16 protein-coding genes are annotated in these 21683 nt (G+C 63.0%); 3 read left to right on the top strand and 13 right to left on the bottom strand.

The window, feature by feature from the left end:
• Positions 1 to 283: 283 nt before the first annotated feature.
• The 9 genes from B5E41_RS27765 to B5E41_RS27720 all read right to left on the bottom strand — a co-directional run bounded on the left by B5E41_RS27765 (position 284) and on the right by B5E41_RS27720 (position 13014).
• Positions 284 to 595, bottom strand: coding sequence for a DUF982 domain-containing protein (locus tag B5E41_RS27765; protein ID WP_088396913.1), 312 nt, complete (start codon positions 593 to 595; stop codon positions 284 to 286).
• 153 nt (positions 596 to 748) lie between these two features.
• A complete protein-coding gene (locus B5E41_RS27760) occupies positions 749 to 1501 on the bottom strand; it encodes an NYN domain-containing protein (protein ID WP_088396912.1) in 753 nt (250 codons plus the stop codon).
• Between the two features lie 329 nt (positions 1502 to 1830).
• Positions 1831 to 4236, bottom strand: a complete 2406-nt coding sequence (locus B5E41_RS27755; RefSeq protein WP_088396911.1) for a protein kinase domain-containing protein — start codon at positions 4234 to 4236, stop codon at positions 1831 to 1833.
• A 41-nt stretch (positions 4237 to 4277) separates the two neighbouring features.
• Complete coding sequence (locus tag B5E41_RS27750) at positions 4278 to 5459, bottom strand: serpin family protein (RefSeq protein ID WP_088396941.1); 1182 nt, start codon at positions 5457 to 5459, stop codon at positions 4278 to 4280.
• A 14-nt stretch (positions 5460 to 5473) separates the two neighbouring features.
• Complete coding sequence (locus B5E41_RS27745; protein ID WP_088396910.1) at positions 5474 to 8020, bottom strand: trypsin-like serine protease; 2547 nt, start codon at positions 8018 to 8020, stop codon at positions 5474 to 5476.
• The gene (locus tag B5E41_RS27740; RefSeq protein ID WP_088396909.1) at positions 8017 to 9633 is read right to left on the bottom strand and encodes a caspase family protein; all 1617 of its coding nucleotides are present in this window, start codon (positions 9631 to 9633) and stop codon (positions 8017 to 8019) included. Before B5E41_RS27740 ends, B5E41_RS27745 begins: the two co-directional genes overlap by 4 nt.
• A gap of 22 nt (positions 9634 to 9655) precedes the next feature.
• The gene (locus B5E41_RS27735) at positions 9656 to 11617 is read right to left on the bottom strand and encodes a DUF4384 domain-containing protein (protein WP_088396908.1); all 1962 of its coding nucleotides are present in this window, start codon (positions 11615 to 11617) and stop codon (positions 9656 to 9658) included.
• A gap of 210 nt (positions 11618 to 11827) precedes the next feature.
• Positions 11828 to 12205 (bottom strand): hypothetical protein, encoded by a 378-nt coding sequence (locus B5E41_RS27725; RefSeq protein ID WP_088396906.1) that lies wholly within the window; start codon positions 12203 to 12205, stop codon positions 11828 to 11830.
• Between the two features lie 218 nt (positions 12206 to 12423).
• Positions 12424 to 13014, bottom strand: a complete 591-nt coding sequence (locus tag B5E41_RS27720; protein ID WP_088396905.1) for a hypothetical protein — start codon at positions 13012 to 13014, stop codon at positions 12424 to 12426.
• A 249-nt stretch (positions 13015 to 13263) separates the two neighbouring features.
• Here B5E41_RS27720 and B5E41_RS27715 point away from each other — a divergent pair, with 249 nt between their 5' ends.
• On the top strand, positions 13264 to 14868 hold the full coding sequence (locus B5E41_RS27715) for an NHL repeat-containing protein (protein WP_088396940.1): 1605 nt from the start codon (positions 13264 to 13266) through the stop codon (positions 14866 to 14868).
• Positions 14869 to 14931: 63 nt separating this feature from the next.
• Here B5E41_RS27715 and B5E41_RS27710 read toward each other — a convergent pair whose 3' ends face one another.
• The gene (locus B5E41_RS27710; RefSeq protein ID WP_088396904.1) at positions 14932 to 15594 is read right to left on the bottom strand and encodes a tail fiber domain-containing protein; all 663 of its coding nucleotides are present in this window, start codon (positions 15592 to 15594) and stop codon (positions 14932 to 14934) included.
• Between the two features lie 23 nt (positions 15595 to 15617).
• Positions 15618 to 18206 carry a caspase family protein gene (locus B5E41_RS27705; RefSeq protein WP_088396903.1) on the bottom strand — a complete coding sequence of 863 codons (2589 nt, stop codon included), beginning with the start codon at positions 18204 to 18206 and terminating at the stop codon, positions 15618 to 15620.
• Positions 18207 to 18543: 337 nt separating this feature from the next.
• Between B5E41_RS27705 and B5E41_RS27700 the strand changes: the two genes are divergently transcribed.
• Both B5E41_RS27700 and B5E41_RS27695 read left to right on the top strand, forming a co-directional pair.
• Positions 18544 to 18744, top strand: a complete 201-nt coding sequence (locus B5E41_RS27700) for a type II toxin-antitoxin system VapB family antitoxin (RefSeq protein ID WP_088396902.1) — start codon at positions 18544 to 18546, stop codon at positions 18742 to 18744.
• On the top strand, positions 18741 to 19124 hold the full coding sequence (locus tag B5E41_RS27695; RefSeq protein ID WP_088396901.1) for a type II toxin-antitoxin system VapC family toxin: 384 nt from the start codon (positions 18741 to 18743) through the stop codon (positions 19122 to 19124). The genes B5E41_RS27700 and B5E41_RS27695 overlap by 4 nt, the downstream gene beginning before the upstream one ends.
• Before the next feature lie 169 nt (positions 19125 to 19293).
• On the opposite strand, the gene B5E41_RS27690 is transcribed toward B5E41_RS27695, so the two are convergent.
• A complete protein-coding gene (locus tag B5E41_RS27690; protein WP_245303165.1) occupies positions 19294 to 19584 on the bottom strand; it encodes a hypothetical protein in 291 nt (96 codons plus the stop codon).
• Positions 19585 to 19726: 142 nt separating this feature from the next.
• On the bottom strand, positions 19727 to 21683 hold a 1957-nt coding region (locus B5E41_RS27685; RefSeq protein WP_141098815.1), incomplete at its 5' end, for a carboxy terminal-processing peptidase.

The following is a 21683-nucleotide window of genomic DNA, read 5'->3' as shown; positions in this document are numbered from 1 at the left end:
ACAATATGAAAATTGCCTTGGGACGCTGGGATGTGAAGATCTCCAAAACCGGGAGGCGATTACCGACGAAGGCATGCCCGTTTCCAGAGGGAGCAACCGTTCGCGTGATGACCGAGATGGGGCGCCAAGCCGTACGCAGTTAGGCACGATGTCGGCTTTTTATCCTCGACACCCGGAAACGGACTGATAGAAACCGGCCCCAAACCAGTCGTTCCTTCACACCGAGCCCAATGACAGCTCTTGGCGGAAACCTGATGAAAGCGGATCCGCCTTGAAGGAAAGCCTATATTCGCATCGTCGGGGAAACGCCCGGCCGCCGCTCACCCATTCCCTGCGGAACCAGCGATAGAGTACGGATACCCGCCTCATCGGCCGCACGCAGAAGCACTTCGCGGAATTGTTCCGGGGCAATCTTGCCGGTGATGGCGTCGACGCAGGCTTTGACGGCGGCCATATATTCCTCGCCGTCGTCGCAAGGCCAGTCGTTCATCAGCAGACGGGCCGCGTCGCCCAATGTCCACACGATCTTGCGCGATTTCGGACCTCGCAAAGCAAACCCGACAGGCGTGAATGCTGATGATGTATTCCAGCACATTTCCCCGACCCCTCAACGCACGGATACTGCAGTCCCCATGTTCAATGTACGCGCGTATTTGGAAATTTGGAATTGAAATTTTTTTGGGAAGCACGGCTTGAACGCGAATTTGTCAATGAAAGTTCGTCCAATCTCGCGTTATCCGCCGATGCGCTAGGTTGCCGGCTTCACGCTGCTTTTTGTTGGCGCAGCTTTCAGGCGGATGCGAAAGGGACGGCCTTCGGCATGATCGACCTCGAAGGCGTTCGTCTTCTTGACCAGATCGCCCAGCTTCTTGAATCCGAACGTCCGTGGATCGAAGTCAGAGGCCAGATTGGCAAGTTGCTTTCCAACTACGTTAAGCAGGATCCATCCATCCTCGGTCTCCATCTCCGCGATTACTCTTTTGATGATCGGTATTGCAGCGCTAGGCGGCCGTAATGATGACACAGCCTGCGCGGCGTCCGCTCCGTTCGACACGACTGAAGGCGCCAGATTTTCCGTATAGATAAACCGACGGCATGCCTGGCGGAAGCTCTCCGGAGTCTTTTGTTCCCCGAAGCCGAAGACATCGATCCCTTGTTCGCGGATGCGTGAGGCGAGACGCGTGAAATCGCTATCGGATGACACCAGGCAGAAGCCGTCGAAACGGCCGCTATGGAGCAAGTCCATCGCATCGATAACAAGCGTGATGTCGGACGCGTTCTTGCCCGTGGTGTAGGCAAACTGTTGTTGAGGGATGATCGCGTGTCTTGCGAGGACGTCGATCCATGCCTTCGAGCGCGCATTGGCGAAGTCGCCATAGATGCGCCGGACGCTCGCTTCGCCGATCTTGGCTATTTCCTCGAACAGGCCGTCAACGATCTTCGCGGAGGCATTGTCAGCATCGATTAAAACAGCAAGACGTGGCGAGCGTGGTTCAGGCATGTCGAAGCTCCGTGGTGGTTGATAGACACAGATTCAAGCAGGCTAACTCGGTAGTTCCTTCAACCAAGCGGTTGCATCGCGTATCGTCTATAGCGAATGGAAGCAGCTTAAGGGGCTCATGAATGGTGTGCCGCGTGGCCCCCTCATCCGCCCTACGGGCCACCGACCGGGGTTGAGCCACGGGTCTCAACCCGCCCTTCGGACCCCCGAGGGGAGAAGAGGGAGCAAGCCCGCTAACACTTCCCGAACGAGACGCGCCATCCTGTAATCATCCCACTCAGTTGTCAGTGGCACACCAATCTCCCTTTTCATTTTCCAGGTCGCCGCCCTCACCGCAACTCAGCGCTCACCCGAAAAATCCCGCCGGCCGAAGCATCCGAGCAGACGACGAAGGTGGAGCCTTCCTGGGCCATGAAGGCGACGTTGCCGCCGGCTTCGCAGGGGGTGGCGCTCCATTGCAGGATGATGTCGCCGTTGTCGGGCAGTTTTTCCGTCGTCAGCTTGACGGCGCTGGCCATCCATTCCGTCGCCGACGGCAGGTGGACGGGGGCGTTCAGTTGCTTCGACAGCCAGGCGGTATAGTTCTGCGCCTCGGCGAGCGGCACGTCGTCGGCCGGCTGCTCGGGATTGCCGGCATAGGCCTGGGCCGAGGCCGGGTCTGCGTTGGCGGTGTAATATTCTGCCATTTCGGCGCGGGTCACCGCTTTCGCCTGCATGCAGAAGGATTTTTCGACCTTCACGGCGCCATTGGCGACGCCGAGCATGCCGCCGAGCTCCTTCAGCGACGAGGTCATCAGCCGGACATTGTCGAGTGAATAGCTGCCGGCCGGGATGGTCTCGAAGACGACATTCGGGGCAACCGGGCAGAAGCCGCGCGCCGCCAGTGCTTCGAGATCGGCAAGGATCGGCTGGTAGGAAGCGATGGCGAGCTTGTAGGCCTCTGCTGTGTAGCGGCCGTCGGCCTCGGTCAGCTTCGGCGCGAGCGCGGTCAGCGTCGGATCGGCGGGGCCGGCGCGCGTCGTCAGCGAGGCGTGGAGATCGGTGACTTTCTGCCTCAGCGCCGTCGCTTCATCCTTGGCCGCCATGACATCCGATATCAGCGCGGCGAAGAGTTTAGCGGCGTCGGTGTAGTTCGAAGTCGCGACCGGCAGTTGCCATTGCTCGGCCTTGGCCTTGGCCTCGGTCATCAGGCCGCTCGCCTTGGCGACATCGGGGCTGTCGCCGGCGCCGATGCGGGTGACGGTTTCGCGTTTTGCCGCGGCGTCCTTTTCGGCGGCCGTCAGTGCGGTCAGCCCCTTGGCGAGATCGTCGTAAGCCGTTTTGGCGGCTTCATAGTTATCGACCGCGCCGTGCATCTGCTGGGCGGCAGCGCTGTCGGCGGCAGCCTTCATCTTGCTGTCGGCCTCGGCAAAACTCGGGGCCTTGTCGCCACCGGCGGCGGCAGCGGCCGATTTGGCCTTTTCGGCATTTTCTTTCGAGATGGCGATGAGTGACTTGCCGAGGCTGATGGCGGCCTTCTGGTAACCGGGAAGTGCCTTCTTATAGTCCTCGTCCTTGAGGGCGGCATTGGCCTCGGTCAGTGCGCCGGCGCCGGCATCATAGGAGAGCTTCGCCTCGTCGCCCGAGGGGCGTTCCGGCGCCTTGGCGGCGATTGCTTTGTCCCTGCGGCTTTCGGCCTCCTTCTTCCAGGTGCCGACATCGGCGACGAGCTTGGGATCGGGGCGCAGCAGCTTCGGGATGGTGACGACGCCGACGCCGATGCAGATCAGGAGCAGCGCACCGATCATCGAGAAATGCGCAAGCGTCCATTTCTTCCGCTTCGGGGTTTCCGGCTGTTGCGGCATGCCGCCGCGCGGATCCCAGGCCATCGGCTGGATGCCGGTGGTGACGCGGCTGAATTCGCCGAGCGCATCGGCGCCCATGCGCGGCCGCTGGGCCGGGTCGCGGCTCAACATTCTCTCGATCAGGCTGGCCAGGCCCTCGGGGAAACCGGGGATCAGCACGTCGAGGCGCGGGAAGATGTTGGACGGGTCGAGATGGATGTTTTTCCAGCTCTGCTCGCGCTGATGTTCGTCCTCCCAGACCATGACGCTGTCGAAGACGCTGGCATAGGTCTGGCGTGGCAGGAAGAGCTTGTAGGCGATCATGCCCATCGCATAGATGTCGAGTGCAGCGGAAGCGGAGAAGGTGCCGCTGGCATAGATCTCCGGCGCGCCGAATTCCGGCGCATAGGGGGGGATGATGTGCTCGCCGATCCTGGAGATCAGGTGCAGGTTGCCGATCCGCACCGAGAGGCCGGAATAATCCTCCGACACGTAGATGCACTGGTCGGTCAGCGCATTGTGGGCGTAACCCGCCCCGTGCAGCGTCGCCAGCCCTTCGAGGATGTGGCGGCCGATCTCGATGGCGCGGTCATAGGCCACCATCTCGGTTTCCTCGAGATATTGGTGCAGCGTCTTCGACGGCCGCTTCTCGACGATGTAGAAATTGTCGTCCTCAGGCGACGGCGGGATGAGGTCCTCGATTTCGACGAAGCGCCGCGCCGTCAGCGACTTGGCCTCGTTGACCGAGGTCCAGACCCGCTCGAAGCGAGCCTTGTCCAGTTTCAGCGCCACGTCAGGCGCGACAATGAAGACCGAACGATCCATCCGCTTGTCCTGCGCCGGATAGACGATGAACTCGTTCTCATAGACCGGCTCGCCGATCGTGTAGCGGGCGATCAGATCACTTCTCATGCACGTGTCCCCCTGCCATTTTGTCTTCATCAAAGCGCATGTCATTCACCCGCCAGAAGCGGATCGCCGATCAGGCCGGCGGCGAGAAAGAGGCCGGTCTTCGTGTCCCGCAGCGCGAAGGCGAAACGGGCATCCGCGCTCACCCGCACCATGTTCGGATCGATGCTCCGCTCGGTGACCACGGCCGTTGCCGCCGCCGCTTCCGTGCCATTCTCATCGACCTTGATCATCGTCTTCTGCAGAACGCGCGACAAGCTGATGTTTTCCGTGGTGAACCCGGGAAAAGCCGCATCGCTCGCCTTTTCCGGCGAAAGCCCCATCGCGTGGAGTGTCGGCATCAAATCACGCCCGTCGTTGAGGGAAAAGCGGGGCAGGAAGATTTCGCCCTTGGCGGCTTCGAATTTCTCGCCCTGAAGCCAGGAGGCAAGGGTTTTGAGATCGGCGCCGCCGACGCCCTTTTCCGAGCGCGCCGCGATCACCACCATACGGTAGGTTTCGCCGGAATAGGCGAGGTCGACGGCTGCGAAGCGGTCGTCGACGCGGAATTTCTGGCCGTCGCCGGCAAGATGCATCATCGGCACCGAGACCGTCGAGCCGTCCGGCCGCCGGAATGGGGCTGCCGGGCTTGCGGCCTCGAAGGCGGTTTTCCAGCGGGCTTTGAAGGAGAGCGCCCCGAGGCTGATGAAGCCGCCGCCGGGCGGCGTTTCGAGGATCGCCGGAATGGCGTCGCGTGTCGCCTGCCTGACCCAGCCATTGATGTGCTCGACGGATTGCGGTTGGTCGAGATCCTCGATCGACGGCCTGATGCGGTGCTCGGCCAGCATAGAGAGAGCATCGGGAACGAGCGCCAGCTTGTCGTCGAAGACGATCGCAACGCCTGAAGCCAGCGGCGCGTCGGCCGCTGCCGGTATCTTCGGGTTCATCTCGTCGAGCACCTTCTCCGGCCCCTTGACGGCATCGCCGAAACCCAGCCCCCTGGCGATCGCCGCCTTGCCCGCGTCCGAGGCGCCGAGGCTTGCGAGACCGAGCGCGGCGGCAAGGCTTGCCGGCGATACCATGATGTTGGCCGCCCCTTCCTGCGCCAGCGTGCGGTCGATCAGGTCGACGGCAAGCCCGGCCTGGGCGGCAAGCACCGCGCTGGTGTCAGTGCCGTCGCCCGCATGGGCGGGCGCCAGCGCCATCAGGGAAGCGGCAAGGCCCGCCAGCAGAATGGATTTCGACATCATTCGCTCCTCTTTCAGCGGATGCGATAGAATTTGGAATCGAACGACCATTTGCCCTGGACGCCGGTCTCGTCGTCGCCGACGATCCTGAGGCTGCGGGCGAGGTCGTAGACATAGTTGAAGGCGGCGCGCTGGCCGACGAGCGGTGTCGGCACGTCAGGCAGGTCGAGCACTTCGATCGGCTTGTCGCTGAGAATGGCGACGACCATGCCGACGCCGGCCGGCCCCTCCACCACATATTCGAAGCCGATATAGGGATTGCGGGCATCGGGCACGACGACCGGCCGGGCCGGATCGAGCCGGTTGTCGCCGCCCTTGGCCGTCGGCTTCAGGCCCATCGAGCGCTTGTTCGGATAGAGCTGCGTCAGCTTGCCCGCCGCGTCGATATCGACGAGGATCAGGTAGCCAGATTTCTTGGTGGAGACGCGCATCGCCACCTTGTCGCCGATGCTGACCGAGGTACCGGGCAGCACGTCGACGGCAACGCCCGCCTCGTTGTCGGTCTTCAACGTGTTTTCGACGGCGGCGACCGGTGTCTTCGCCTCCTCGCCGGTGACGACGTCGCGGCCGAGCGCATCCGGCAGGCCGTAGAATTGCGGCACCGGCGTGAAGCGGCAGTCCCCAGAATGGGCCCGGCAATATTCGTCGGATTTGCGCCTGACATAATCGAGCAGGGCGGCGTTGCTGACCTCTGGCTTGTCGGAAGCGCGCGCCACCCCTTCCTGCACGCCTTCGATGAAGCGGCGGGTAAAGACGCCGAGCGGTGGTTTGGCCTCGGCATCGACCAGCGCCCATTGGCCTGCGTTGACAGCCGACCAGACCATCGCCGTTTCGCCACCGAAGGAGAATTTCGCTTCCTTGCCGGAGCGGTTCGGCGGCTGCAGCGATGCCAGGGCCGGGCCGAGGCAGCGCACCGTGCCGCCGGCGGGCGCCGCCACGGCGCTGCGGCTGCCGGGGCCGACATGGCAGGCATCGATCAGCAGCGTGACGCGGCGGTCCTTGAGGCTGTTCAGCCGGGCGGCGATTTCGGTCTCGCGGATCTGGTTGGTGACGGTGACCTTGCCGCCGTCCCGCACCAGCTTGGCATCGGCAGCAACCAGCGTCGGACTCGTCGTCGCCTCGGCGCCCATTTCCTCGGAGCCCTGGCCGCTGAAATAGAGGAAGACACGGCTGCCGGTCTCAGACTGGCGCACCAGCCAATCGTCGATTTCGGCAAGGATCGCCGCGCGGGTCGCCTTGCGGTTGGTGAGCGTATGGATCTGTTCGGGACGGTAGCCGACCGTCTTGACCAGGAAGAGCTGCATCGCCTTCACATCGTCGACCGAGCCCGTCAGCTTCGCCTCGCGCATCTCATAATCGTCGATGCCGATCAGAAGCGCGCGGTCTCCGGGGGAACGCACGGCCATCGGCAGCTCGGCGGCCGGCGCCTGAACCTCGGGCTGACTGCCGTCGGGTGAAGCGGCTGGTGGAGTCTCCGTCGTTCCCGCAGGCGCGTTCGTGCCGTCGGGCGGCGTGGTGATCGCAAGGTTGGCCTCGATCTGTGCGGCCGGCGTCTGTTTCTGCTTCATCCCGGCCGCCGTCTCGCTGGGAGCAGGCCGGCGCTTGGTGCCGATCGCCGCCACCTGGTCGCCGGCGGAAGCAGCTGAGGTGTCGGGCGCGTTCGGCACGTCGCCGTCCGTCTTGGCGGCGATCCAATCGCGGAAGGCGGCGACGCGGGTGTAGACGCCGTAATGCTCGGCCTCGGCGCAGCCGGCGCCCCAGCTGACGATGCCGAGCTGGATCCAGCGCTTGTCGGGGCGCTGCGCGACCAGCGGCCCGCCGCTATCGCCCTGGCAGGCATCCTTGCCGCCCTCGGCATAACCAGCGCAGACATTGCGCTCGTCGATCGGGTTCATGCGCATCGAGCTCTCGCGATAGGCGGCGCGGCAATCCTCGCGCGAGACAAGCGGCAGCTCGACCTCCTGCAGCTCGGTCGGCAGGTATTTGTCATCCCAGCCGTGATCGGCCTTGGTGTAACCCCAGCCGGTGACGACGGCGGTGTGGCCGGGGCTTTCCACGGCCTCGTCCGAGGCGGAGGCCAGGATTGCCGGTTTAGAGACGGCGGGTTCGGCGAGCTTGATGAGGGCGATGTCGTTGGCAAAGACCTTGCGATCAAAATCTTCGTGAATGATCACATCTTCGACCGACAGGCCGGGCTTATCGGGGCCGTCGACGGAGATCACCTTGTCGATCTTCGACTTTCCCTCGACGATCAGGAGATCGCGGGCGAAGAGATCCTGCTTGCCGGAACGGCCGCTGGTGACGCAATGGGCGGCGGTCAGGATCCAGCGCGACGAGATCAGCGAGCCGCCGCAATGGCCGCCGAAGCGGCCGCGCTGCTCGGGATCGGGCGCCAGGATCTTCACCTGCCAGGGCCATTCGCCTTTTTTCGCCGCCTGGCCGCCGATCACCCGGCCGCCATCCTCGCCGGCAAAATCCGTATCGTGCTGCGCAAACGCCGGCGCGGCCAGAAGCAGAAGGACGGCGGCGGCATTGAGGACCTTGCTGATCGACGTGCTCATAGCTTGGCTCCGGCGGAGGTATAGAGGACCGTGAAACCGACGCGCGCGCCCTCGGGCAGAAGCTCGCCGAGGCGTCTGGCGATGTTGCCGGCGGTACGGCGCCTGTCGTTCTGTTTCAGGAATTCGACCAGAGCAGGCATCGGCGTCTCGGAGGTGACGGCGACGAGCAGGTCGGTGCCGAAGGGGGCGACGACGGAAAGATCGAGATCGAACGTCGCGGACATCTCGGCATCGGCTTCCCGTTCGCCGGGATAGAGGAACTGCACCGTTCCATCGCCGGTGACGTCGAAAAGCACGAGCTTGCGCCCGGCCAGATCGGAAACCGTGACGCCGACGCGCTCGCCGTCCCGATGGACCCTGTCGGACGGTGTCACCCGCACGGTCTGCGGATTGGTCTCCGACAGCCGCTTCAGCGTGTCGAGCGCGGCCATCCGGTCGACGACGAAGGGCATGTCGCCGGCGCCGACTTCGGAGGCGACGACATCGCCGCCGGCAATCGCCTCGCGCTTTTGCGGATCGAAGACGAGTTCGGCATGGGCTTCGTCCGTCAGCGTGAACGGCGTGACGGCTGATGCGATATCCTGCAGCACCGGCTCGGAACCGAGGGCGGCAAGGGTGATCGGGGCGGGTTGGGGCGGCGGTGGCGGCACATTCGATTTCTGCGCTTCCGCCGGGCCTGCTTTGTCGTAGGCATAGACGACGGCGCGGTCGAGATCCGACCCAGGCGGGCTTTGCGTGAAGATGTTCTGCCGCTGGTCGGTGAACTGATAGACCGACTGGCGCACATATTCGAACAGCTCGCGGCGGGTCACAGTGCCGTCGCCGTTGCGGTCGGCCGCCCCTTCGAAGGCGCGGGCGGTGGCATAGCTCAGCGCGCCACGCTTCTCGGCAATTCCGGGAATCGATATTTCCGGCGATTTGGTGTTGTCGTCGACGGCCGCCAGGAAGGTCAGCCGCTTGTAGTCGAAGCTGGTGGAGAGCGCATCTGTTGTCGTCGAAATCGGCGCGAGGTCATCCTCCTCGATCGTATAGGACGGCGCCTGGCGCCAGGTGATCTCGGCGCCGCGGGGATCGACGTTACGGGTCATGCCGCCGGCATGGCAGGTATCGGCAATGAACAGGACCTCGGCGCCTTTTTCTTCCAGCCTGTGGATCAGCACCTTGAATTCGTCGCCGAAGATGCGCTCGCGCGATCCCGGCAGCCTCGTATCGAAGCCGGCCAGCACATAGACCTCGTCGCGGCCGCTCGGTTTCGAGCCCTTGACGCGCTCCGGCTCGCTCGATCCATGGCCGGCGATGCCGAGCACGACGAGATCGCCCTCGCCTGCCCTTTCAGTAACGGCGCCGATCGCATCGAAGATGCCCTGGCGGTCGGCCGCGCCGTTCTTCAACAGCGTCATGTCCTCGACGCCGAGCGAGCGCAGCGACAGGGAAAGATCCTCGGCATCGGCGACGGCGCCGTGCAGCGGCGGGACATTACGATAGAGATCGATCCCGATCAGAACGGCTCTGACCGTGCCGCGTTCGGGAGCTTCGATCGTCCTGGCAAGGCTGTCCGTGCCCGCGAGTGAAAGAAGGGCGAGTGCGGCGGCCATGGGAGCGAATGTGGACATGGCCGGTTCCCCCTCGCCCCCTCTATTCGCGGCGCCATTCGACGCGGCGGTTGAGCGCGTCGATATCGTCTTCGGTGAGGTTGGCGGTGGCGGTCACGTCCACCGGCTCGGAGGCGCCGCGGCCTTCGGCGTCGATCGTGGCGTCGATGCCGTGGTTCTTCAGGAAATCGGCAACGGCCTGGGCGCGGCGCTCGGAGAGCTTCTGATTATAATCGTCGCCGCCTTTGCGATCGGTATGGCCGATGAGGATGACGCGGCCGGGCTTCTGCTCCTTCAGCGCTTCCAGCAATTCCTGGGCAGCCTCGGTGCCGATCGAGGTGAAGGTTGACTTGTCGAAATCAAAGGTGATCGGCACCGGGATGGAGACCGGCACGATGCCGCGCACATTTTCCGAATAGATGCCGCCGAGCACGCCGCTGCGGTGATCCTTCTCGGCCGGCACGAAGCTGCCCTGCGGGTTGTCGCTGGTCGGGTTGGCGGCAAGGATGCGGGCCTGGGCGGCGCGCTGGATGAGATCGGAGATCGTATCGGCCGGCGGCGCCTTCGGCGTGCGGGTCTCGTTCTTGATGATCTCGATCGCCTGCTGGTAATCGGCGGCGGCATCGGCGAAGCGGCGGGCGGAGAAATAGATCTCGCCGAGCGTGGCGGAGGCCTGCCAGAGCACCTGCGGGCTGTCGGCGGCGACGAGCAGCGGTTCATACTCGGCGACCGGCCTGTCGGCCGCCATCATTTCCTGGGCGGCGGCGAGCCTGAGGGCTGCGACGCGGCGCTGGGCGTTCACCTGGAACTGGCCGCAATCGGCGCTGACGGCAATGGCATCGGCCTCGGAAGCGGCAGCGGTGATGTCCTTGGCGGCAACGGCGGTGTTCAGCTTGTCGAGCAGGGCGTTGCAGGCCGGCGTATCGGCATTGGCAACCTCGATCTCCTCGCCGGCCTGGCCGGGTTCGGCCGAACGGCCGAAGCTCAGCGGCGGCATCTTGATGCTGAAACCGCCGGGAAGCTTGAATTGCGGCATCTTGATCTGCGGCATCGGCAATTTCGGCATCTTGGTCTGGGCAGACTGGGACGGCTGCTTATACGGCTGCTGATATTGGCTCGGTTGTTTATATTGGCTGGGGCGGGTGGAGGCGGTGGTGTCGGCCGGGCCGATCAGTTCCAGCTCATCGGCGGCGAGCTCCTGGCCGGGCGCCAGGTTGGTGACGATCTTGTATTTTTTCGGCGGCTGGGTCGTCGCCTGTTCGACGGGTTTCGGCGCCGGCTTCGGTTTTTCGATCACCTCAGGCTTCTTGGCGACCTCGGGTTTGACGGCCGGCTTCGGCTTCGGAGCGGCCGGCGGTTTCGGTGCAACGGGCGGCTTTGCCGCCTGTTCGACCGGGGCGGGTTTTGCGGCGGGAACGGCGGCGACGGGCGGGACGGCGGGAGGCGGCAGGGCCGCCGTGCTGTCGACGGTGGTCAGCGTCAGCGTCTTGCTGCTGATCTTGGTGCCCAGGCTGCGGGCTTCCTCAAGGCTGCGGGAAACGGCATCCATGCCGCCGTCGATCGAGCGGAACATGCCGCTGCCGCTGCCGCCGAGATCGGCGAAGATCGTCAGCGGCTTGGAGGAATAGAAGACCTTGATCTGCTCCTGCCCGACCGGGCCCGAAACCTGCAGCCTGGCGCCGCTTGCCGGATCCGGCACCTGCACGCGCTTGCCGGCGGCGACGAGGGCATCGGTCTGGTATTTGTTCGGGAAGAGCTTGGTGACGGAGCCGTTCGGCGAGACGTTCAGCACCGTGACATAAGCGTTCTCAGTCGACTGGATGAAGAGGCCGACGACTTCGCCGATGGCGTATCTCGCCTCGGCGCGATCGAAGGTGATGCTGACAGGTCCGCTCTGAGCCGGCGCTTCCGTCAGCGTGCGTTCGTTCTGCGCCCCGACCTCGGGGATCGGCGAAAAAAGCGAAAGACATGTGGCTGCGGCTAGGATGGCTTTGCGGCTGAGCATCGGAACCTCCCCCTTCGAACAATCTCACACTGTGCTGAAGATGAGAATAGCACTGACCGGTGAAATTGGGATGGCTTTGCCTGTCTTGCTTGAGGGAGGGTTACAAATTATTTGGAGCCGGGAAGATTGTGCGAAGGCGAAGGCGCGCAAGACTCACCGCCGGCAATATCCGGCGTCGGTTTATAGTCGGACTGGACTGGAGAAAGACGGTTAGTTCTTCGGCTTCTGGCCGGCTGATTTCAGAATCGAGATCAGGTCGCTCATTCCCTCCGGCGAGGAATTGTAGAGCCAGAGAATATCCGGATTGTCTGATGTGAATTCCTTGCCGGAGCCCGAGCCCATGTCGCGGCCGGGCGATTTCGTCTCCGGCAGCTTGCCTTGACCGGGCGTCAGCCCCTCGGCGCTTTCATGGTCGGCGATGATCGCAACGGCTGCGGCAAAAGCCTTTTCATCGTGCTGGCGCAGCGCGGCAAGCGTTGGGTTTCGCGCCGCCAGCGCATCCTCGACCGGCCCGGCATGCCCGAGCCCGGGCATCTCAAGCGAAAGCAGCAGGCCGATCGACAAGCTTATGAGCCGGGATTTCGTCATCGTCGTCACATCCGTCCAAGGGCGCCATCGCGCGACTAGAGCAGTTCCGTCTTTTGTACGGAATTGCTCTATCTCTATGTTTACACGCAATTCCGAACGCAAAACCGCTGCACACTTTTGCTGGAATTGCTCTGGAACGACAATAGGGAGAGGCCGGATGGAAGGCAACGGCGCTCGGCGCCAATCGATTGGGAGGGGTGAAATCGGGTGGAGAGAGCTCAGAGTATCTTCAGCTGCTGCAGGCCGAGGCGGAGGTTGCGCAGCATTTCGCCGAAGATTTCCTCGATCCTGCCGGTCGACCAGACCACCATGGTGCCATAGGGCGAGCGCTTGCGCTGCATGAAGCCGGCCTTCTCGAAATCGATCAGCGTCTTGCGGCAGGTCTCACTCGACATGACGGCGACCAGGAAACGGGCGAGATTGGACTGATCGATGGCGCCTGCTTTCTCAGTCCAGTTCTGGATCAGCCGCGGCTTGGTATCGGCGGTGAACATCGAGGCCAGCGCCCGGTCCTGCGAAAGCCCGAGGCGCTGCAGCTTGGCCGGATCGCGGGTGAGCGACACCACGTAATCATTGTGCAGATCGGCGAAGCGCTCGATATCATCGGCCGTGTTGATGCCGAAGACCTTCATCGAATAGAGAAACTCGGCCATCAGATAGGTCGGCTCGGAGCGCAGCTGCGCCAGATGTTTCTCATCCTTGCTGGCCGAGGCGGCGCAGACACGATCGGAAAACCCGATCCTTGCCGCGCGCACCTGCTCCAACAGGCTGACGTCGAGCGCCAGTTCGTCACCGTTCCAGTCCAGCATAGGCTTCCCTGCCACTAAAACTTCAAGACGATGAAGTTGTACTATCGCCGACGCCGATCTCCAAATCGTTTGGAAAGCAACGCCTTGCTGACGAGCCGCTTCTATCCTAACATTTTAAGGACTTGGGGCATGATGCCGAAAAACGTGAACGGTTTTCGGACGACATCATTCTCTCACTCTTTAATTGTGAACAGGCTTCAGATTGGGGCCCGCATGGCCCAAGATGATCCTGTTTCGGGGTTCACGGCAATGCGCAGTTTCAGCTCGCATATTCTGATGGCCGCGGCGATTGCAATCGCCTGGCCTGTCCTCGCAAAAGACACTCTCATGATCGAGCTGCCGAGCGGCGACGGCGCCCGTTCGGTCGGCATCATTTCCGCCAATGAGGAGGTCGAGGCCTCCGGGCCGGCGGCGATCACCGTCGGCGACGACGGCACCGTCTACATCCTCGACCAGAACAACGGCCGCGTGCTCGCCGTCGACGGCGAACGCTCGCAGGCCGATCCCGAGATCCTGCCGCTGCCGGAGAATACGGCGCCGGAGGATCTCGCCGTCGTCCACAACGAGCTCTACCTCTGGTCCGATGGCATCGTGCCGCTCGAGCGCTCCCCCGGCGCCGATGGCCGCTCGCAGACCCTGCGCGCCATCGACGGCGGCGATGCCGACGACTACACCCGCTCGGTCTTCGCCTCGATGGGTTCGCTGCCGCCGGGGCCGCTGAACAGCATCGTCGACGAGATCGGCCGCAGCACCAGCCGGCCGCAAACCCGCCCGCCTGTTGTTCAATACGTGCCGAGCCGCGGGCTCGGCGATATCGTTGCAGAAGTTTCGGCGGCAAACGACAAGGCGGAAATCCTGTTGCGGCGCGCGAGCTCGGAGGAGAACTTCCTCTCCCTCCAGCTCACCGGGGAAGACCGCATCGGCACCGTCGAATTGCTCGACATCGACACCACGGGCAGACCCTATGCGCTGGTCGAACTCTTGCCCGCCGAGCGGCCGGAACGGACGGGCATGCTGGTGGTGCGCTTCACGCCGAATGGCATGCTGGAGCGCGTCTATGATCTGCCGATCGAAGCCGACACGGTCTTTTCCAGGCGGTTCGTGGCGATCGGCCCGCGCGGTGACGTGCTTTTTCTCCGCTCTGGGGAGAGCCGGGCGCAGGTGCTGAAACTCGAGGGGCGCGCGCCCGGCCGCAAGCTCGCCGTTGCCAAGCCGGCCAAGCCGGCGATTGCGGCCAAACCCGGAAAGTTGCCGAAGGTGGCGATCCTGCCGAAATCGCGCGGCGACGTCATCGAGCGGGCGATCGGCTTCGAGACGCTGAACTGGCTGGTGACGCCGGCGGCCTATGGCAAGGATCCGGGGCCGGCTTGCGTCAACATGAACCGGCTGCGCCGGCCATTCTACCTGATCGGCAAACGCGGCCAGACGGTGAAGGGCGTGCCCTATTGCTGGGGCTGCAAGACGCCGCTCGAGGATTTCACCAATGGGGTCATCGACGGCCAGACGGCCGGCAATGTCTGCACCAAGAGCGCGCCGCAAACCAATATTCTCGGCGTTGACTGCTCCGGCTTCGTCAGCGAAGCCTGGGGGCTGAAGATGCATGTCTCGACGCGGGCGATCCCGAGCATTACCCGGCGGCTTGCCGATCCATGGTCGCTGCAGCCGGGAGACGCACTGAACCGGCCGGGGTCACATGTGATGCTGTTCATGCGCTTCACCGACGACCGCAAGGTGGAGGTGATGGAGGCGACGCCCAACGCCTGCAAGGGCCGCGTCTGCCGCAACACCTATTCGCTCGGCAGCCTGCTGCTGCGCGGCTATCAGCCGGTGCGCTTCAAGGGGTTGGATGGCTGAGGCCGGGGATCAGGGGGCTTCGGCTGGGCGTAAACAAGCGTTGCGCCAGCACGGGCGTCTGGATCAGATTGCCAACTGAACATCTTGCAAGACGAAATCGGGAAGTCCGATCGCGGGCTGCGCCTTTGCAGCATCGACCGAAAGCGCCGCGACTGCAGCGCCTGTCGCCAGTGAAGCCAGCGAAAGCTCGTCCGGTATCGAGATCATTCTGATATCGAGCTTGGCATAGTCCACCGTGTAGTATCCGGTTGCATCCTGAGACAGGACATCCGGCCTGATCAGCAGAAGATCCTGCGCCATCGTGCCGACAAAGAGCGGGCCGCCCCAGATGTAGCGGAATGCATAGATCGGGATGCCGGCAGGGGACGTGCCGAGGCGACGAATATCCGTCTTTAGACGCCGATCCGACCAACCAGGATCGCCGCCCCCAGGATCGCTGCCGCCGGAGTCACTGCCGGAACCACTGTCGGAGCCGCCGCCCATTCCGGATGAGCTGCTTGAGCCGCCGGAACCCTTGTCCGATCGAGCAAAAGTCGACTCCTGGTCGTTGCTCTTGGCGACAACCCTTTTCACGGTCGGCGTCTTTTTGCGGGTCGGCTGTGCCGGCTCCTGATTGGCAAAGAGCGTCTTGCCGCCGGGGTCGAAGATGCAGCCCTGCAGCATGACGCCGGAGCCGGCGATGAAGGTCGAGCAGAGGAGTACACGAATGAAGACTTTGCTGGTCATGTCAGGCGCCCCCGGAACACCGTTTAAAAAAGATCATATCGCGGATTTCGCTTTGCCCACGTCGCCTTCGCAAGAAGCGTCAGCCTCTCGTTGAGCGACTTCGTCTTCGGCAGAGCCTTCAGTTCCTGCGCAGTCAATTCCGCCGAAAACGCCTCTGCGGCCTTCTTTTTGGCAGGCTCGGCCAAGGATGCGAGTTCCTTGTCCGACTGCTTTTTGGGATCGCCGGTTCCGGGCCTGTTGAGTGCGCTTGCAAGAGCGAAATAGTGAGCAGCGGTCACGAGGTTTTCCGCATCTGAACCGTCGCCCTTGGCCATCTTGGCCCGTTCGAACGCGCTCCAATAGTCGCCGCGCTCGGCGCCCATTTCCAGCCAGGAGAGGGCTGCAGCCTCGTCCTTAGGCACCCCTTGACCGTCTCTGTACATAAGGCCGATGTTGCGCGGGGCATAAGGCTGGCCGCCATCCGCTGCCTTTTTGAAAAGCGCCAGGGCCTTCTCGAGGTCCTGCGGCACGCCTTTGCCGGCGCGATAAATCATCCCGAGGCTGTTCATCGAATAGATGTCGTCTCTTTTGAGACCCGACTCGTAAAAGCGAATGCCGCGTTCCATGTCGGCCGGGATGTTGACGCCGTTCGAGAAGATGTAGCCAAGTTCGTTCATTGCATAGGTGTGGCCGAGGTCGGCTGCCCGGAGCATAAGCTTCAGGCCTTCCTCGGTGTCGGCTTTCACACCGCGGCCATAAAACAGGCTTTTGCCATAGGCATAGAGCGCGTAGGGATCGCCCTTCTTCGCGCCGATCGCGGCGATCTCGCTGGATTCGCCGAGATTTGCCGGGACGGACGCGCCGACGAGATAGAGCGAGGCGAGTTCGGAAATTGCCCTGACATGGCCGGCATCCATCGCCTTCTTGATCGTCGCAAAGGCCGTCTTGGCGTCGCGGTTGGCAAGCTGGGCGCGACCGAGCTGATAAACGAAGCGGGCAACGCTGGGATAGGTCTTCACCGCATCCTCGCAAGCAGAGAGCGCGACGGCAGGATCGATTTCATTCGGCAGCTTGCCCGCCGTCACACCCTGCAGGTCGAGGGGGGCGGCGGCTTCGGTATCGCAGGCGTCGAGCGTCGGTTTGAAGGTGATGGTGGCGGGCTGCAGGTCGTCGTTGGCGGCCTGCAGCGTCAGCGCGAAAGGCTGGTTTTCGGTACCGATCTGCGGCTCGTAGGAAAGGGCCGGAATATCGGCTGCTTCGAGCACGTGGCCGGGCCCGATCACCCGGTCGCCGGCGCGCAGCGTGCCCTTGTCGGGCAGGGCCGCGACCTTGAAGGTCATCTCCGCGACCGATGCGGGGACTTCAGGCAGATGGGCTTCGACGGGACCGACGCCGATCGTCGTGTCGACCTCGCGCGGCAGCGATTTCAGATAGGCGCCGGCGTCGGCAAGCCGCGCCTGCTTTTGCTGTTCGAGTTGGGCGAGCTTGGCGCCGGCATCGGCCGAAACGGTGATGGCGACGACGCCCTGCGTCGCCTGGCCATAGGGATCGCTGACCGTATAGCCGATCAGCCCGACCGTTCCGGCGGCAACGCCCGATGAATCATAACTCAGCGCCGTCAGCGCCGCGGCCGGCAGCTTGGCGCCCTGCTCCACCGGCCTGCCGTCGAAACTGAGCTTGCCGGTCTGGGGAAGCTGGTTCAGGGTGACGAGCAGTGCGGCGCCGGTTTCGTCATGCGGCGGGGCGATCGGCAGCCTGGTCGCGGCGGCCCCCTCCGGTACGCTCACCTGCTGCATCGGTTCGACGCTCGGCGGCGGCGGGGCCGGGATGAAATAGAAGCTGTCCATCAGCGAGGAATTTTCCCAGGGGACCTGCTTGCCATTGGTCATGGCGATCACATCGCGGCGCACATCGGTCAGGACCTGGCGGATTTCCTTGTTCGGCTCGCTGGCGCGCTTGATGAAGGATTCGGAATAGGGGCTCAGCGCCCCCTCGCCATCGAGCGCCACCTGGCCCGGCTCCGTCGAGAAGGCGATCAGGCTGCCGAGATCGCTGTCGATGCGCGCCAGGCCGCGCGTCGCGCCGACTTGTTCCAGCTTTTCCGCCATCCAGAATTTCTGCGCATTGAACGGGTTGTTGCGGCAGGCATCGAGAAAGATCAGCTGTACGCGCGAATTCTGCTTGAGATGGTTCAGGATCAGGTCGAGCGGCATGGTCTGCGTCTCGACATCATAGGGCGTTTCCAGCGTCGCATCGACCGGCACGAGGAAATTCTGTCCGCCGACCTGGATGCCGTGGCCGGAATAATAGATGAGGCCCGCCTCCGCATTATGGGCTGACCGCAGGAAGCTGCGCACCGTATTCTCGAGGCCGATGCGGTCGACATTGATGCCGATCGTCACGTCGAAACCGGCCCTGCGCAGCGTGTTCGCGACTTCCTGGACGTCGTTTGCAGGATTGGGCAATGAGGGCAGCGTCTTATAGACGGAATTGCCGACGATCAATGCAACCCGCCGGCCATCCTGATCCCCGGATGCGGAGACAGCGGGTCGTTCAAGCCCGAGGAAGACCAATGCTGTCAGGAAGATCAGCAGTATAGCCGCAAGGCGGTTCGTTCCGTGAAACTCGGGCATAGCTCCACCGCAGATAATACTGGTTGGACGATTTATTGACCGACCGAATAAAAGTATTCCTGCGACTGTAAAAAAGCAAGTTTGGTCACTTCCAAGGCAATTGGAGGGCTCCCAAAAAATGTATCGTCGAGCGTCAACCCACAGTAAATCTGAACCATTACCGAGGCTTATACAAATGCAGGACTACCCGCTAACTGTTGCCCTCGGGTGATCGAGGGCTGCCTCGCCGGGCGACGACCGCGCCTCATCCGACGTCCGACGTATTGGAGTGGAGAACGAGGCGTAGATTTCATCACCAAATGGTGCTATCCATAACACCATAATCAGGAACCAAACGATGCGGTCGACTATCAATCTCGACGACACCCTAATGGAAAGGGCTCGGTCCCTAACCGGCACGAAAGAAACCGCCGCCCTGGTCCGCCAAGCGTTGGAGACGCTTGTTCGTGTGGAGTCGGGAAAACGCCTCATCGCTCTCGGCGGAACTATGCCGGATGCGGAGGCAGCCCCGCGCCGCCGGAGCACAGCCGCCAAGTGATACTTGCCGACACTTCCATCTGGATCGATCATTTCCGGCATGCCGATTCAGAGCTGCGTAGGATTATTGAGGACGATCGTCTCTTATGCCACCCGGCCGTTATCGGAGAGCTCGCACTCGGCAGCCTTCGGGATCGTAGCAGCGTCATAGCTTTCCTGGCGGCTCAGCGCGAAGCGCTCGTTGCGACGCACGACGAAGTCATGATGATGATTGATCGCCACGCCATTTTCAGTATGGGCATTGGCTACACGGATGCCCACTTGATGGCCTCCGTTCTCCTCGATCAACGAGCGGCCTTATGGACCAGAGACAAGCGTCTGCGGGCAGCGGCCGAAAAGGCGGGCGCTTCACTGCACGCCCCCGACAACGCGCGAAACTAAATGCTGTATCGAAGCGCTCATGCTGGACGAGAGCAGCCTGACCCAGAGTTCCGATCGATAGATGCGATCTTTTTCGCCTAAAAGTGAACACTATAGCAACAGCCGGGCACCAAGCACCCTCGAAGCTCTCGCCGTGCCGTCGACATAGGAACTCCGGCGCTGCCGGTGCTCAACGGCCTCGAGTTCGAACCCCTCGATCAGGTGCGTTGCCCGGCAAGGCGGGATAGCGGTCGAGTGAAGAGTGTCTGGCAAACAGGATCGAAGTCACTGCTGCGAGCAGTGCGATGGCGCCAATGATGAACATCACTCGTTCGGTATTTGCATCGATATCACCGGCAAAGGTCGCACGCGGTATCACGGTGACCAGTCGCCAATCTTCGAAAGGCAACTTGCCCGACGACACGAAGACCGGACCGAGGATTTTGCTGTCGACCAGCGTCCGAAAGCTGTCAAGGCGCAAGGGACTCAGTAAACCGGCCCAGCCTTGATATGCTTGGCGATAGCTCGACGCCGACGGTGCAGTGATGTGCTGGGCCCTGCTCGCAAGCTTCTTGGTGTAGCCTATTGCGACGATCGGACCCGCACTGCGGCGCTGGTTACGCCTATTTCTGCTCCGCCTTTCCCGGCTGCTTCGTGGCTGCCTCTACAGCGCCGCCCTGCAGATCCGCCTCGTCCCCGACAATGGCGGCAGCCTCATCGAGCAGGACGTCCTTGGCCTTTTTGCGGGCATTTTCCATGGCGATATCGGCGGTCAGGCTGCGCTCGTCCGCCTGCAGGCCATCGTCGCCGGCAAGATCTTCGCCATCGCCGGCTTCGGCGCGAGCCTTGAACCGAGCTTCCCGGGCCGCCGCTTCCTTGCGGCGTTCGGCTTCGTTCAGGGAAACGACGCCCTTCTCGCGCTGCGCCTTCAGATCGGCGATGTCCTGCAACAGACGCTGGAAGTCCTGATCGCCCTTGACCCGCGCATCGTGGCGGCTCTGCAAAGCCGGCAGCAAGGCCGTAACATCGCCTTCCGGCGCGTATTTCGCCGGCTTGATCTCCGCCCACGGCAGGGCATTGTCATAACTGGTCTCGCCGAAGCTCGTGGGATCGGACAATGCGGGCAGGCTGATATCGGGGGTGACGCCGCGCAGCTGCGTCGTGCCGCCGTTGATCCGGAAAAACTGGGCGATCGTCACCTTCAGCTCGCCGAATTCAGGTTTGCTGTTGTGAACCACCTGGTCGAGATCGACGACCGTCTGAACCGTGCCCTTGCCGAAACTGGGCTCGCCGATGATCACGCCGCGGCCGTAATCCTGGATCGCCGCGGCAAAGATCTCCGAAGCCGAGGCCGAGCCGCGGTTGATCAGAACCCCCAAGGGACCTGTCCAGGCCGGCGTTGTCAGGTCGGCGCTCTTGACCTCGATCTTGCCGTTGCCGGCGCGCTGCTGAACGACCGGGCCCTTGCCGATGAAGAGGCCGGTGAGATCGATCGCCTCATCCAGCGAACCGCCGCCATTGTTGCGCAGATCGATGAGAACGCCATCGACCTTTTCCTGATTCAGTTCCTCAAGAAGCTTGGCGACATCGCGGCTGGCGCTCTTGTAATCCCTGTCGCCCTTGTTCTTGGCTTCGAAATCCTCATAAAAGACCGGCAGGGTGATGATGCCGATCTTGCGCGTGGCCTCGCCCGCCTTCACCGACAGAACTGTCTTCCTTGCGGCCTGCTTGTCGAGGCTGATCTTGTCGCGCACAAGGTTGACGACGCGATGCACGCCGTCTGCCCCGGCATCGGCCGGCAGGATGTCGAGCCGCACCACCGAACCTTTTTTGCCGCGGATCATCTGCACGACTTCATCGAGGCGCGTGCCCACCACCTCCTTGATCGGCCCGTCCTTGCCCTGGCCGACGCCGGTGATGCGGTCGCCGACGGCGAGCTTGCCGGAGAGCTGCGCCGGTCCGCCGGGCACGAGCTCGCGGATCGTCGTGTAATCGTCGCGCTCCTGCAGCACCGCGCCGATGCCGAACAGCGACAGCTTCATCGACACATTGAAGTCGGCGGAAGCCGCCGCGCCGAAATAATCGGTGTGCGGGTCGATCGAGTTCGAATAGGCATCCATGAACGACTGGAAAACGTCGTCGCTCTTGAACTTGTAAGCGCGCTCGAGCGTGTTTTCATAGCGTTTATCGAGCGTTTCGCGGATCGCCGCGTCGTCTTTGCCGCCGAGCTTCAGCCGCAGCCAGTCGTTCTTGACGCGCTTGCGCCAGAGATCGTTGCTTTCGGCTTCCGACTGCGGCCAGGGCGCCTTGTCGCGCTGCACCGCATAGTCTTCCTTGCCGCTGAAATCGAAGCCCTGCTTGAGCAGGCTGCGCGCATAGGTCATGCGGTCGACGACGCGCTGTTGATAGGCGTTGAAGATCGCAAACGGGATCTTCAGGTCCTGCCGCTCGATGGCATCGTCGATCTCGCTGCGGTCAGCCATGAACTTGTCGATATCGGCCTGCAGGAAGAGCATGCGGTCGGGATCAAGCGACTTGACGAACTGATCCATCACCCTGCCCGACAAGGCATCATCGAGC

Source organism: Rhizobium esperanzae, assembly GCF_002204185.1.
Classification (GTDB): domain Bacteria; phylum Pseudomonadota; class Alphaproteobacteria; order Rhizobiales; family Rhizobiaceae; genus Rhizobium; species Rhizobium esperanzae.
Note: the sequence above shows the minus strand (reverse complement) of the source record. Positions and strands in the feature narration are given on the sequence as shown.